We start from the raw sequence: 12,954 nt of genomic DNA on the forward strand, positions 1-12,954 counted from the left end.
CTTTGCCATGTCTTTCGCACGGTGTGGCATCCGGGTGAACCGGGGTCAATTTATGCATCGTCATGGCAGATTATCGCTTTCTGGAGGTTGAACGGTCGATTCATCGCGCAGGAGCGCTTCTGTGGATTCATCGCGCCTTGGTATGATTTCCTCGACAGGCGCAGGAAGTTCGGGGCCCGGAGAGGGCTGCGGTTCGGTCTCGATCGGCGCAAATTCTCCGATTCCCAGAGACTCGCGCATCGCAGGCGTGTCGAAGATCGTCGGGTCGAAAATTCCGCGAACGATGGTGGCGAGCAGGTAGAAGTTTTCGGAACGTACATTGACGTTGAACCGGATCGGCAGGTCGGCAAGCTGGCGGGTGATGAAGTTGCGGCTCGCCCCCTCACCCTGCCTCACACCGTCGATCTTGAAGTTCGTGACGATCTCGCCGGCAAGGTCGCCGTTCAGTTCGACTGCCATCTGGTTGTAATCGAGCGAACGCAGCGAGTTGAACGCGTAATTGGCAATCGCGCCAAGGTCTTCGTAGGTCAGTTCGCCGACATAGGAGACGTTGCCGCCCGGTGGTCGCGAGATCAACAGCCCTCCATTGATCGAGCCATTCCCGTCGGCATCGAAAAACATCGGAATCGTCCCGTCGAATGTGCCGGTCGCGCCTATGTTCGAAAGCTCCATCTGCGTGACGAAGGTCGCCGCATCGAGAGCGATGAGTTCGAAGACATAGCTCTGGCCTTCACCGCCGCCGAAATTGATCTTGGTCGGGCGAAGGATCAGCGTGCCGCCCATGAAGGGCCAGCGCCCCTCTTCCACGGTGACAAGGGTACCGCCGGTCAGCGAATAGGCGACCTGCCCACCAAGGGCCTCGATACCGGGATTGACCGTTCCGATGTTGAGCACCTGACCCGGCGCGGTCGTAAGGCCGAGGAGGTCGGTGAACTCAATCTCCCCGCTCACCTGCTGCACCGGTCCGAATGCTGCGGCGAAATCGAAGTCATCCGTGCGGAACATGCCGGAGGAATCGATGCCATCGGGCGTCCATGTGATCACGCCATCGCCTCTGATCGTGCCTTGCGCTGCCGCCACGACACCGCGCGCGAGAATGGACAGATCGTCAGGCTGGAGGGCGTCGCCAAAGCGGATGCCGGGCACATCGATATCAGCCCTGCCGGTCCCTTGCGAAAGGTCATGCCGGATCGAGACGTTCGTAATGAGCGTGTCGCTTTCAGGATGGCGCAGGGCGGCGTCGGCAAGGATCGTATTGTCTTCGAGCACAAGCGATGCGCCGCGCGCCATCAGCGGTTCAAAGCGAGGGTCTGCGCCGTTTGCGGGGTCGACCCTGTCGCTCACCCTGAAAGCGCCATCCTCCACCAGCAAAGCGCCGTCTTGGTAGCTCCAGTTGCCGGAGAGTTGCGACAGGTCCAGCGGGACCACGTCCATTGCCGCGCTCGCTCCACTGAACGTGCCGCCCATGCTTTCGCCTAAACGCCCTTCCAGCTGCTCTGCTGCAAAGCGCACTGCGTTGTCCGGGTCGCCAATGACCGCCTCAAATCCCCTGAGCTCAAAGGGCCCCGGATAACGCAGCACTGCTGAGGACGCTGACAGCCGGGCGCGCGAATCCCCGATTGCACCTGACAAATCGAGCGCCTGGGTCGCAATCGATATGTCGAGCGCATCACGGTACCTGACCATCGCCGAGGCTCCCGCCTGCGGGCATACGGTCACGCGCCGTTCGTCGAGCGATAGCTGGTACAGTTCAAGCCCGCGCACCGCGACAGCGGTGCAGCGGCGACCGATCGCAAGACCAGCGGACGCAGAATAGGTGCCTTCCAACGGTACAAGCAGCCCATCCACCTTCCCTCCGGGTAGCGCCCCTTCAGCCTGAACCAGCCCGTTAAACGAGATTGCACCACCCGCGCTTTGCAGCAATGTCAGCCGCGGCACAGCGAGCGCATCATCACCTGAACCAAACTCGGCCGTCGCCATGCGCACCGCGATGTCACCATTCGCGCGGCGGTCCATCCGGCCGTTGATCTGAGGCAGGTCCGCCCCGCCGGTGAAGAAGTTCCCTGTCAGCAAGTTCCCAGCCTCGTCCGACTGCGAATAGCTTACCCGCGACAAGGCGAGCAGCGTTTGCCCGTCTGCGCTTCTCAAACGTGCTTCGGGGACAATCACACGCAACCCTTGCGGGTTGGTGCGAACCGTCACGTCCCCTGCAAGCCGTGCGTCGCGAAGCCCGTTGGTAAGGCCGCGCTCAGCCTTGGCAAGCAAGCTGGCGATGAACGTTCCCTCGCTTGCTTCTCGCAGGTCAGCAAAGGCGCTCCTTGCATCAAGCGCGAGCTCGGCGCGCTCGCCTGTGAACCGCGCGCTCCATTCGCCGCGTGACATGCTGTTGGTGAAACGAAGCTGCCCTTCGGCACCCAACTGACCGATATTGGCGTATGCGCTGGTGACGCCTGATGCGACCAGATCGTGGCGCGCGCTGAAATCGCCCATCGCGCCCTGTCGGTCACCCCCGAACCGCCACAAAAGGTCGACCTTTCCATCCAGAGCGCTCGCCGCGTCCCCTCCATATCCGATGTCAGCTGCAGCGATGCCCAGATTGCTGTCGAAAGAATCGAATGTGTCTGAGAATTCGACGCGCGCCGCAATGTCCGCGCTCGCCATCGAGGCGCCTTCGCAATCGAGGCCTCGCAGGCGAACGGGGCCATCGAAGATCGGCCTGCCGCTATCGACCAGCACATCGCCATAGACCGTCAGGCTATCAACGCTGCAGTTCTCGGTCCCGATTCCAGGCGCGGTCGCCGCTATGATCCCTTCGAACCCGCCGTCGAGCCGCCCTGCCCCATCGAGCTTTGCACCGATGACGCCAAAGTCGCTCTCGATCCGCGCACGCCCATCGACAATCGCGATATCGAACGCGGGAAGCCCCGGTGGCCCGTCGCTTTCGGCGTAGAGTACGGGATCGAGCGCGCCGAGGCTCAACCGACCATCACGGATTGCGCCGTAGAGCCTGGGCCGCACCAATTCGACCCGTCCGATCTGCGGTGTGCCGAGTGTCAGCACGACGTCGACATTGACCTGTTCGATCACGAGATCAGGCGACAAGGGATCGCCCACAACCACATCCTTGATGACCTGACGCTGCGGCCCGATCTCCGAGATTTCGTAGGTCGCCTCGATCCCATTCGCTTCGAGCGCGTCGTCGATCAGGTTCGCGGCTATTCGATCCCGCTCGATCCATGCAGCCGATCCGAACACGATGACAAAGATCACCGTCAGCAAGCTGAACCGCCAACGCCAGCGATCAGGCCACATTCCCCTCAGAAGCGATCGGCGCTCCATTGTGGAATCGAAAGGCGAAGGGGCGTCGGACATCTGTCTCTTCACTTGCGCGACACGGCTAGCAAAGGCAATTATGGCTTTGACAGATCGCAAACTTTTTACGTGACGGGACCCGGATTGCCTCAACCTGAAGACAGTTTCGATTTCGGCCAGACCTCCGCTTCAAAGCCCCCGCAAGTTTCCGATGCAGGCAAGATGGCAGGCAAAGGGCACCGCGAAAGGCTTCGAGAAAGGCTCTTGAAAGGCGGTGCGGAAGCGCTCGCAGATTACGAGGTGCTCGAATACCTTCTGTTTGCCGCGATCAAACAGGGTGACACCAAGCCGGTAGCGAAGGCCTTGATCGAGCACTTCGGTTCGCTCGCCAGTGTGCTGAACGCCGATCCGGCCGCGATGCAGCGCGTCAAAGGGGTTGGGAAGACCAGCGCCGCCGCGCTTAAATGCGTCGCCCTCGCCTCACGCCGTATGGCCCGCAGCGAAATCATTCAGAAGCCGCTTTTAGGAAGCTGGCAAGCGCTGATCGACTATCTCACGACCGACATGGCGCACCTCACGGTCGAGCGTGTACGCGTGCTTTATCTCGATGCGAAGAACCGGCTGATCGACGATCATCATGTCGGCGACGGTTCAATCGACGAAGCCGCCATCCACCCGCGCGAAGTGATCCGGCGTGCGATGGATGTGGGCGCGAGCGCGCTGATCCTCGTGCACAATCACCCGTCCGGCAGTCCCGAGCCAAGCCGGGCCGATGTCCAGATCACGCAGAAGATTGCCGAGGCCGGAAGGCTGCTCGGCGTGACCCTGCACGATCATGTCATCGTGGGACGCGAAGGTCATGTAAGCCTGCGCGCGAAAGGGCTGATCTAGACCTGCTTTTCGGTGATGAGCCTGACGCCCGAATGCTTGGCAAAGAAGCTCCACGCCCAGTTTACCGTTACGGTGACGCGGTTGCGCGCTCCGGTGAGAAAGCCGACATGGACAAGGCCCCACAGCCACCACGCAAGAGCGCCCGACAGTTTGAACAGACCGAAATCCGCGACCGCTGACTTTCGGCCAATGGTCGCAAGACTGCCCTGGTGCTTGTAAGCGAAGGGTCCCGGGCATGGCTTACCCAGCAATTCGGCCTCGATGACCTTGCTAACATGCACACCTGCCTGCTTTGCAGCCGGTGCCAGACCGGGAACGGGCTTGCCATCCCACGCCATGCTTCCAGCGGTGTCACCGATGGCGAAGACATCATCAATCGCCGAGCCGTGCTGATCTAGCACTCGCAAATTGTGGTTCACCTCGATCCGGCCTGCCCTGTCGGCCTTGGCGTCGAGCCATTGGGCGGCAGGGGACGCCTCCACACCCGCTGCCCAGAGAACGGTCTCGGTTTCGATCAGCGTGTCCTCGCCGATCCGCACATGGCGCTCCGCAATTTCGGTCACGCGCCCGCCAAGGCGCACTTCGACGCCAAGCTTTTCGAGCGAGGCCATCGCTTCGGCTGAGAGTTCTTCGGGGAATGCGGGCAACACCCGGTCGCCCGACTGGACTAGGATGACCTGCGCGCTTGACGGATCGCAGGTGCGAAACTCGCGCTCAACACTGACGCGGGCGAGTTCAGCGATGGCGCCGGCCAGTTCGACCCCGGTTGGCCCCGCGCCGACAATCACGAAAGTGAGCAACCTCTTGATCCGTTCAGGATCGCCCGACGCTTCTGCTTCTTCAAAGGCGTTCAGGATAGAGGCACGCACGGCGACGCCGTCTTCGATCGTCTTGAGGCCAGGTGCAAACGGGCCCCATTCGTCACGTCCGAAATAGGAGTGTGTCGCGCCCGTGGCGAGCACCAGCTTGTCGAATATCAGTTGCTGCTCGTGGTCGGTCTCGCTCGTGCGGTAGGTGATCGTGCGCGATACATTGTCGACGCCCTTCACCTCGCCTTTGATCACGCGCACATTCCCGTCAGACCGGAACAGACTGCGGATAGGCGTCGCGATATCAGCCGGGTTCAGCGTCGCCGTGGCTATTTGGTAGAGAAGCGGCTGGAACAGGTGGTAATTGCGCTTGTCGATCAGGGTGATGCGCACCGGTAGGCGCTTCAATCGTTCGACAGCTGCCAGACCGCCAAATCCGGCGCCGACAACCACCACATGCGGCCAGCGGTCGGGTATCTCGGAATAGTCGCGGTCGAACAGGATGTTCTTTTCGAGCCATTTCAGGATAGCGCGGTCAACCGATAGCCACCCTGCCCCCTTAGCCTCGTAAATCGCGAGGAAGAGAAACGGGAACAGAGTTATGTTGGGATGCGCGCCCGCAATCATGAAAAACGCGATCAGGAAGAACAGCGCGTAGGATACGATCACCGCTCCAAACCCGGTGAAGAAGAACGCTGCCCAAAGGATCGAAAGCCACGCAGGGAAGCCGGAGAAGATGCTGATCGGCAACCAGGTTTGCACGGCGACCGGAGGTTCGAAAATGCCTGCGGCCACCAGCAAGGTCACACCGAACCAGACCCGGATCGCGGCCATCACTTTTGGCGCGATGTGTTCGCGTGATAACTCCCACGCATTGACCGTTGGCCGGGCAAGAGGAAGCGCGCTCGCTTTCATGCCTGATGCAAGCACGCGGTCCATAGAAAGCGCGCCCGGTCCGTGAAACACGTACCAGATCAGCATGGCGCTCACGATGAGGTTGGTTGTGGTCGGGATATATACGGCCTGGCTGATCACAGTCAGCGCCGCCATCGCGAGAGCAGCTGGTCGGGTGAAGAAGCCCGCGATAAACAGGATCGGCCCGATCAATTCGATCGCCAGCCCCGTCATGGCCGCATTCGCCGGGCTCATCCATGTGACGGGATATTCATTCGCCGCGAGATAAAGCGCGGTGTCCCAGTCGGCAGCTTTGACGAGACCGGAACGCAGGAACCACATGCCGATGAAGAATCGCACGGCCAAATCGCTGAACGGCCAGAAGGTTTCCGTGCCCTCAAGATACCATTTGGTCCAGCGGCGCACCGTCACCCTCAGGAACGGCGGAAAGCGCTCCTCCTGAAGCTTGTCTGCATCAGCCACCGGCGCAGCAGACGTCGGCACGCTGTCAGGCGATGCATTGGTCATGGTTGTTCCTCCTGCCCGTCATTCGCGCTGAACGCGTCCCCGGTTACAGGTGATACCGCGAAGGCTGCTCTTGCCAAATTGCGCCTTCCGGCATAGCCGCGCCGGGAAAGCCGCTCTTCCACACTTTTCGAACGAAAGCCTTCCGCTCATGGTCCCCCGCTATTCCCGCCCCGACATGTCCGCCCTGTGGGAACCGGAAGCCAAGTATCGCATCTGGTTCGAGATCGAGGCGCATGCGACGCAAAAATTGGGTGAGATGGGTGTCGTACCGGAAAGCGCGGGCAAGGCGCTGTGGGACTGGTGGGCGACCAATCCCAAGATCGACGTAGAAGCCATCGATGCGATCGAGGCTGTGACCAAACATGACGTGATCGCGTTTCTCACCTGGGTGGCAGAGCAGGTGGGCGATGAGGCCCGCTTCATGCACCAGGGCATGACGTCCTCGGATGTGCTCGACACGACGCTGGCGGTTCAGCTGGCACGCGCTTCGGACATTCTTCTGGCCGACCTCGATGCGCTGCTGGCGGCGATCAAGAACCGTGCTGAAGAGCACAAATACACCCCCACCATAGGCCGCAGCCACGGCATTCACGCAGAGCCAGTGACCTTCGGGCTAAAGCTCGCGCAGGCCTATGCCGAGTTCGACCGGTGCAAAAAGCGCCTGATCGCTGCGCGCGAAGAAATCGCGACCTGCGCGATCTCGGGCGCGGTGGGCACTTTCGCCAATATCGACCCCGAAGCCGAAGCCTATGTTGCTGAGCAACTGGGTCTCAGCGTCGAGCCTGTCTCCACGCAGGTCATCCCGCGCGACCGCCATGCGATGTATTTTTCAACGCTCGCAGTCATCGCGGGCAGCATCGAACGGCTTGCAGTCGAAGTGCGCCATTTGCAGCGCACCGAAGTGCTAGAGGCAGAAGAATACTTCTCCAAAGGCCAGAAGGGTTCGAGCGCGATGCCGCACAAGCGTAACCCGATCCTCACCGAAAACCTAACCGGTCAAGCGCGCATGATCCGCGCCTATGCCCTGCCCGCGCTCGAAAACGTGGCGCTGTGGCACGAACGCGACATTTCGCATTCCTCGGTCGAGCGTTTTATTGGACCCGATGCGACGATCACGCTGGACTTCGCGCTCGCGCGTTTGACCGGGGTGGTCGAAAAGCTGCTCGTCTATCCCGAGCGCATGCAGGCCAATCTCGATTCGATGGGCGGGCTTGTCCATTCCCAGCGTGTGCTGCTTGCGCTCACGCAGGCTGGCGTCAGCCGCGAGGACGCCTACCGCCTCGTTCAGCGCAACGCGATGAAAGTGTGGGAATCGTCGGGCGCGCTGTCGCTTCTCGAACTGCTGAAAGCTGACGATGAAGTGACCGCAGCACTGTCCAACGAAGAGCTCGAAGAAAAGTTCGACCTCGAATACCACTTCAAGCATGTGGACACGATTTTCGCTCGCGTCTTCGGGTAAGCCGATTGCCAACTGGCGATACTTGTCACACCGCTAGACTCGTGCGCCAAATCGCCTAGGTTTGCGTCAACACAAAATGCCCGGAAAACACGGGTCGCGAAATCAAGGGGATCGAACACGTGCAGATCGTGCGTACAATTCTGTGGGTCTTGCTGGCGATATTCATCGTCGTCTTCGTTATGCTCAATTACGGAGAGCCGCAGCGCGTTCGGATCTGGCTGTCGGAAGACCCGGTTGGGTTCGACTGGCCTGTGGGTATCATCGCCCTCGTATTCTGGTTGCTCGGAGTTATCCCCACCTGGCTCTATCATCGCAGCGTCAAATGGAGCCTTGGCCGCCGCATCCGCAGCCTAGAAAACTCCATCAAATCCAACGCTTTGTCGCAGCGTCACCAGCCCGATGCGACCGTGGACAAGCCTGCGGATATCCCGGCAGAGCCTGGGGATACATTCGCCCCCACCCAAAGTTCAGCTCAGAAAGACGACACAGCCGAATGAGCAATCCGGTATACCTCGCGCTCGACGTCCCGCAGATCGAGCCAGCAAAGGCGCTCATCTCGAAGGTCAAAGCGCATATCGGCGGGATCAAGCTGGGGCTTGAATTCTTCTGCGCGCATGGCGGGCACGGCGTCCACGAGATCGCGCATATGGGCTTGCCGATCTTCCTCGACCTCAAGTTCCACGACATTCCCAACACCGTTGCGGGCGCGATGCAGGCAATCCACGTCTACGAACCGGCTATCCTCACCGTCCATGCAAGCGGCGGACGCGCGATGATGGAGGATGCCAAGGCGGCGGCAGCAGAAGGCTGCAAGGTCGTCGGCGTCACCATGCTCACCAGCCTCGATGAACGCGACCTTCGCGCAACCGGCACCGAAGGTACGCCGCACGATCACGTGATGCGCTTGGCCGAGCTGGCCCATTCCGCTGGTCTCGATGGAATTGTATGCTCCGGCCAGGAAGTCGGACAGGTGCGCAAGCAATGGAAGGACGGCTTCTTCGTCGTCCCAGGCCTTCGCCCGGCTGGCTCGCTGACCGGCGACCAGAAACGCACTGTCACCCCTCGCCAGGCACGCGATGACGGTGCAAGCGTGCTGGTCATAGGCCGTCCGATCAGCCGCGCCGACGACCCCGAAGCGGCAGCGCGGGCGATTGAGGCAACGCTGTAGGCGCGCGATGACCGATTACGCTACGCCCAACCTTCCGGCGCGCAATTTTGGGTCTACGGCGGCCTTCTATGCGCAGCTCGGATTTGATGAGGATTACCGATCGGAGAGCTGGATGATCGTGTCGCGCGGAAATGCGACGCTGGAATTCTTCCCCTATCCGGACCTTGAGCCCTACGAGAGTTCGTTCAGCTGCTGCATCCGGCTCGATGACCTTGCCGGGATGATGGCGCAGATTGAGGCCAGTGACGTGCCCGATGCGCGACAGGGCATTCCGCGATATCACCCAGCTGGTCCCGATCCGAGCGGTCTGACGATTGCCTATCTCATCGATCCTGACGGTTCGCTCATTCGGTTGATCCAGAACGACTGATCCGCGACAAGCGCAACTGATGACGATTGAGATCAAGATCTGCGGTATTTCGACAGCCGAGGCCGTTCTTGCCGCCGCACATGCAGGGGCGAGCCATCTGGGGTTCAACTTCTACCCGCCCTCACCGCGCTTTGTGTCGCCGGACCGCGCAGCTGAACTTGCTGCGATCACGCCTGCAAGCGTGAAGAAGGTCGGTGTGTTCGTGAATGCCGAGGATGCGTTTCTGGCCGAAGCCGTCACAAAAAGCGCACTCGATACGATCCAGCTTCACGGCAAGGAAGCGCCGGACCGCGTTGCCGAGGTGAAAGCGCGCTTTGGCCTGCCGGTCTGGAAAGTGCTGAGCGTCGAAACCGCCAACGATATCGATGCAGCAAGCGCCTATGCCGAAGTCGCTGACCTTATCCTGTTCGATACCAAGACGCCCAAGGGCGCGCTGCCCGGAGGGATGGGAATGGGGTTCGACTGGTCCCTGCTCGATGGCTTCGACAAGTCTGTAACATGGGGGCTAGCAGGTGGTCTGACACCGGAGAATGTCGCCGATGCCATCCGCGCGACCGGAGCCCCCCTTGTGGACACCGCATCGGGCGTCGAAGCTGCTCCCGGCGTCAAGGACGTGGACAGAATCGCCGCCTTCTGCAAAGCCGCGCTCGACCATGACTGAGAACACCCCTAATTCCTTCCGCACCCAGCCAGACGAGCGTGGGCATTTTGGCGACTATGGTGGACGCTATGTAGCCGAGACGCTGATGCCGCTGATCCTCGATCTGGAGCGCGAATATCGCGCTGCGCAGGCGGACCCGGCTTTTGCCGCCGAATTCGACGACCTGATGAAGCATTATGTCGGTCGCCCCTCCCCGCTTTATTTTGCGGAACGGCTGACGGAGGCTCTTGGCGGCGCGCAGGTATGGTTCAAGCGCGACGAGCTCAATCACACCGGCGCGCACAAGATCAACAATTGCATCGGGCAGATTCTGCTGGCGAAGCGCATGGGCAAGACCCGAATCATCGCCGAGACCGGAGCGGGTCAGCACGGCGTTGCAACAGCCACGGTATGCGCGCGCTTTGGCCTGCCTTGCGTGATCTATATGGGCGCAGAGGACGTGAAGCGGCAGTCGCCCAATGTGTTTCGCATGAAGCTGCTGGGGGCTGAAGTTGTTCCCGTCACCAGCGGCGGCGCGACACTCAAGGACGCAATGAATGAAGGGCTGCGCGACTGGGTCGCGAATGTTCACGACACCTTCTACATCATCGGCACCGCCGCCGGCCCGCACCCCTATCCGGAGATGGTGCGCAACTTCCAGAGCGTCATCGGCACCGAAGCGCGCGCGCAAATGCTCGAGCGCGTCGGGCGTTTGCCCGACCTGCTGGTCGCCTGCATCGGAGGCGGGTCGAATGCGCTGGGGCTGTTCCACCCGTTCCTCGACGATCCCGACGTGGCGATGCTCGGCGTCGAAGCCGCAGGCCACGGCCTTGATGGTGAGCAGCATGCAGCAAGCCTGCTCGGCGGCGCGCCGGGCGTGCTCCACGGCAACAAGACCTATCTCTTGCAGGACGAGGACGGCCAGATCACCGAAGGCCACTCCATCAGCGCCGGGCTCGACTATCCCGGCATCGGGCCTGAACACGCATGGCTGAAAGAGTCAGGCCGCGTCGAATACACGGCTGTTACCGACGAAGAAGCACTCGAAGGCTTCCAACTGCTCTGCCGCACCGAAGGGATTATCCCGGCGCTTGAGCCGTCGCACGCCATCGCGGCTGTGGCCGAGCGTGCCAAGCAGATGCGCGAGGACGAGATCATCCTGATGAACCTGTGCGGACGCGGCGACAAGGATATCTTTACAGTGGCGGAGAAGCTGGGAGTGGAAATGTGAGCAGGCTCGCCGACGCATTCTCCAAGCCCCACTCCGCATTCGTCGCCTTCATCACCGCTGGCGATGGCGACACCGCGGCCAATCTCGATGCGCTCGTCGCGGGCGGTGCGGATGTGATCGAGTTAGGCATGCCCTTCACCGATCCGATGGCCGATGGTCCTGCGATTCAGAGCGCCAACCTGCGCAGCCTTGCGAACGGCACGACCACGCAAACGGTGCTGATGATCGCCAACGAGTTTCGCGCGCGGCATCCGGACGTGCCGCTGGTCCTGATGGGCTATGCCAATCCGATGATCCGGCGCGGCCCGCAGTGGTTCGCCGAGCACGCGCGTGGCGCGGGCGTTGATGGCGTGATCTGCGTCGATATCCCGCCCGAAGAGGACGATGCGCTCGGCCCGGCCCTGCGAGCCAAAGGCATCGCGCCGATCCGCCTCGCCACGCCGACCACCGACGCAGCACGGCTGCCTGCGGTGATCGACGGGAGCGAAGGCTTCCTCTACTACGTCAGCGTCGCCGGGATCACCGGCAAGCAACAGGCCGCAATCGACTCGATCGAAGCCAATGTCAGCCGTATCAAGCAATCGACCGACCTGCCGGTCGCAGTCGGCTTTGGCGTGCGGACACCTGAACAGGCCGCCGAAATTGCCAAAGTCGCTGACGGCGTGGTCGTCGGCTCTGCTTTCATCGACCTCGTCGAAGAATTTGGCGATGCGGCTCCTGCCAAGCTACAAGAGCTGACGAACGCCATGACTTCGGCCATGCGCGCCGCACGTTCCTAAGGGATTTTCGAGAAATGAACTGGTTCACCCGCGTCCGCAATTCTCTGGGCTTTGGCACCGAAAAGACGAGCACCGAGAAAGACCTGTGGGTCAAATGCAAGAACTGCCAGGAAATGCTCTTCGTGCAGGAATACGAGAACAACCTCTCGGTTTGCCCCAAATGCGAGCATCACGGACGCATCGACGCCGATACGCGCCTCGCGCTGTTGCTTGATCCGGGTTTTGAGCTGCTGCCGATCCCTCAGGTCACCGAAGACCCGCTGAAGTTCAAGGATTCGAAGAAGTACACCGACCGCATTAAGGCGGCGCGCGCAAAGAGCACTCACGAGGACGCCTTTGTCGCAGGATCAGGTGCGATTGACGGGCGACCAGCGGTGGTCGGCGTGCAGGACTTCAGTTTTATGGGCGGTTCGATGGGAATGGCCGTGGGTGAGGCTTTCTGCCAGGCCGCGCAGAAAGCAATCGAGCGCCGCTGCGCCTTCGTGGTGGTGACTGCTGCTGGTGGCGCGCGCATGCAGGAAGGCATCTTGAGCCTGATGCAGATGCCGCGCGCAACCGTGATGACGCGCCGTCTGAAGGCCGCCGGGTTGCCGTACATTGTCGTCCTCACCGACCCGACCACAGGCGGCGTCACGGCAAGCTACGCGATGCTCGGTGACGTGCATATCGCGGAGCCCGGCGCACTCATCGGCTTTGCCGGACAGCGCGTGATCCAGGACACGATCCGGGAGCAGCTGCCCGAGGGCTTCCAGCGAGCCGAATACCTCCACAAGCACGGGATGGTCGACATGGTCGTCCCGCGCAAGGAGTTGAAAGACCGGCTCGCGCAGGTGCTCGACTACCTTCAGCCCAAAGCGGCTGCCTGAGCGTTTC

General features: G+C 61.4%; 11 protein-coding genes. 9 read left to right on the plus strand and 2 right to left on the minus strand.

The genetic code is table 11. The features are described from left to right. Positions 1-60 precede the first annotated feature (60 nt). Positions 61-3,372 carry a YdbH domain-containing protein gene (locus tag CD351_RS11465; RefSeq protein WP_111992764.1) on the minus strand — a complete coding sequence of 1,104 codons (3,312 nt, stop codon included), beginning with the start codon at positions 3,370-3,372 and terminating at the stop codon, positions 61-63. An 84-nt stretch (positions 3,373-3,456) separates the two neighbouring features. Here CD351_RS11465 and radC point away from each other — a divergent pair, with 84 nt between their 5' ends. Next, positions 3,457-4,203 carry a DNA repair protein RadC gene (radC, locus tag CD351_RS11470; protein WP_369880318.1) on the plus strand — a complete coding sequence of 249 codons (747 nt, stop codon included), beginning with the start codon at positions 3,457-3,459 and terminating at the stop codon, positions 4,201-4,203. On the opposite strand, the gene CD351_RS11475 is transcribed toward radC, so the two are convergent. Further along, positions 4,200-6,434 carry an FAD-dependent oxidoreductase gene (locus tag CD351_RS11475; RefSeq protein WP_111992766.1) on the minus strand — a complete coding sequence of 745 codons (2,235 nt, stop codon included), beginning with the start codon at positions 6,432-6,434 and terminating at the stop codon, positions 4,200-4,202. The two genes, radC and CD351_RS11475, sit on opposite strands and share 4 nt — an antisense overlap. A gap of 148 nt (positions 6,435-6,582) precedes the next feature. On the opposite strand from CD351_RS11475, the gene purB reads away from it, so the two are divergent. The 8 genes from purB (at position 6,583) to accD (ending at position 12,947) form a co-directional block, all read left to right on the plus strand. Further along, positions 6,583-7,893, plus strand: a complete 1,311-nt coding sequence (purB, locus tag CD351_RS11480; protein ID WP_111992767.1) for an adenylosuccinate lyase — start codon at positions 6,583-6,585, stop codon at positions 7,891-7,893. A gap of 119 nt (positions 7,894-8,012) precedes the next feature. Continuing rightward, a complete protein-coding gene (locus CD351_RS11485) occupies positions 8,013-8,390 on the plus strand; it encodes a LapA family protein (protein ID WP_111992768.1) in 378 nt (125 codons plus the stop codon). After that, entirely contained in the window at positions 8,387-9,061 is a 675-nt protein-coding gene (pyrF, locus tag CD351_RS11490) for an orotidine-5'-phosphate decarboxylase (RefSeq protein ID WP_111992769.1), read from the plus strand. Before CD351_RS11485 ends, pyrF begins: the two co-directional genes overlap by 4 nt. Positions 9,062-9,068: 7 nt before the next feature. After that, positions 9,069-9,431 carry a bleomycin resistance protein gene (locus CD351_RS11495; protein WP_111992770.1) on the plus strand — a complete coding sequence of 121 codons (363 nt, stop codon included), beginning with the start codon at positions 9,069-9,071 and terminating at the stop codon, positions 9,429-9,431. 19 nt (positions 9,432-9,450) lie between these two features. After that, positions 9,451-10,092: a phosphoribosylanthranilate isomerase gene (locus CD351_RS11500; protein ID WP_174214269.1), complete on the plus strand. Its 642-nt coding sequence runs from the start codon at positions 9,451-9,453 to the stop codon at positions 10,090-10,092. Continuing rightward, positions 10,085-11,302, plus strand: a complete 1,218-nt coding sequence (trpB, locus tag CD351_RS11505; RefSeq protein ID WP_111992772.1) for a tryptophan synthase subunit beta — start codon at positions 10,085-10,087, stop codon at positions 11,300-11,302. Before CD351_RS11500 ends, trpB begins: the two co-directional genes overlap by 8 nt. Further along, positions 11,299-12,081 carry a tryptophan synthase subunit alpha gene (gene trpA, locus CD351_RS11510; protein ID WP_111992773.1) on the plus strand — a complete coding sequence of 261 codons (783 nt, stop codon included), beginning with the start codon at positions 11,299-11,301 and terminating at the stop codon, positions 12,079-12,081. The genes trpB and trpA overlap by 4 nt, the downstream gene beginning before the upstream one ends. A gap of 14 nt (positions 12,082-12,095) precedes the next feature. Next, positions 12,096-12,947 carry an acetyl-CoA carboxylase, carboxyltransferase subunit beta gene (gene accD / locus CD351_RS11515; protein ID WP_111992774.1) on the plus strand — a complete coding sequence of 284 codons (852 nt, stop codon included), beginning with the start codon at positions 12,096-12,098 and terminating at the stop codon, positions 12,945-12,947. Positions 12,948-12,954: the final 7 nt, after the last annotated feature.

The organism is Erythrobacter sp. KY5 (assembly GCF_003264115.1).
Taxonomy (GTDB): domain Bacteria; phylum Pseudomonadota; class Alphaproteobacteria; order Sphingomonadales; family Sphingomonadaceae; genus Erythrobacter.

Excerpts from the sequence above, each read along its gene's own strand:
- CD351_RS11465 (WP_111992764.1), bottom strand. The coding sequence starts at position 3,372 with ATGTCCGACGCCCCTTCGCCTTTCGATTCCACAATGGAGCGCCGATCG.
- CD351_RS11475 (WP_111992766.1), bottom strand. The coding sequence starts at position 6,434 with ATGACCAATGCATCGCCTGACAGCGTGCCGACGTCTGCTGCGCCGGTG.
- purB (WP_111992767.1), top strand. The coding sequence starts at position 6,583 with ATGGTCCCCCGCTATTCCCGCCCCGACATGTCCGCCCTGTGGGAACCG.
- pyrF (WP_111992769.1), top strand. The coding sequence starts at position 8,387 with ATGAGCAATCCGGTATACCTCGCGCTCGACGTCCCGCAGATCGAGCCA.
- CD351_RS11495 (WP_111992770.1), top strand. The coding sequence starts at position 9,069 with ATGACCGATTACGCTACGCCCAACCTTCCGGCGCGCAATTTTGGGTCT.
- CD351_RS11500 (WP_174214269.1), top strand. The coding sequence starts at position 9,451 with ATGACGATTGAGATCAAGATCTGCGGTATTTCGACAGCCGAGGCCGTT.
- trpB (WP_111992772.1), top strand. The coding sequence starts at position 10,085 with ATGACTGAGAACACCCCTAATTCCTTCCGCACCCAGCCAGACGAGCGT.
- accD (WP_111992774.1), top strand. The coding sequence starts at position 12,096 with ATGAACTGGTTCACCCGCGTCCGCAATTCTCTGGGCTTTGGCACCGAA.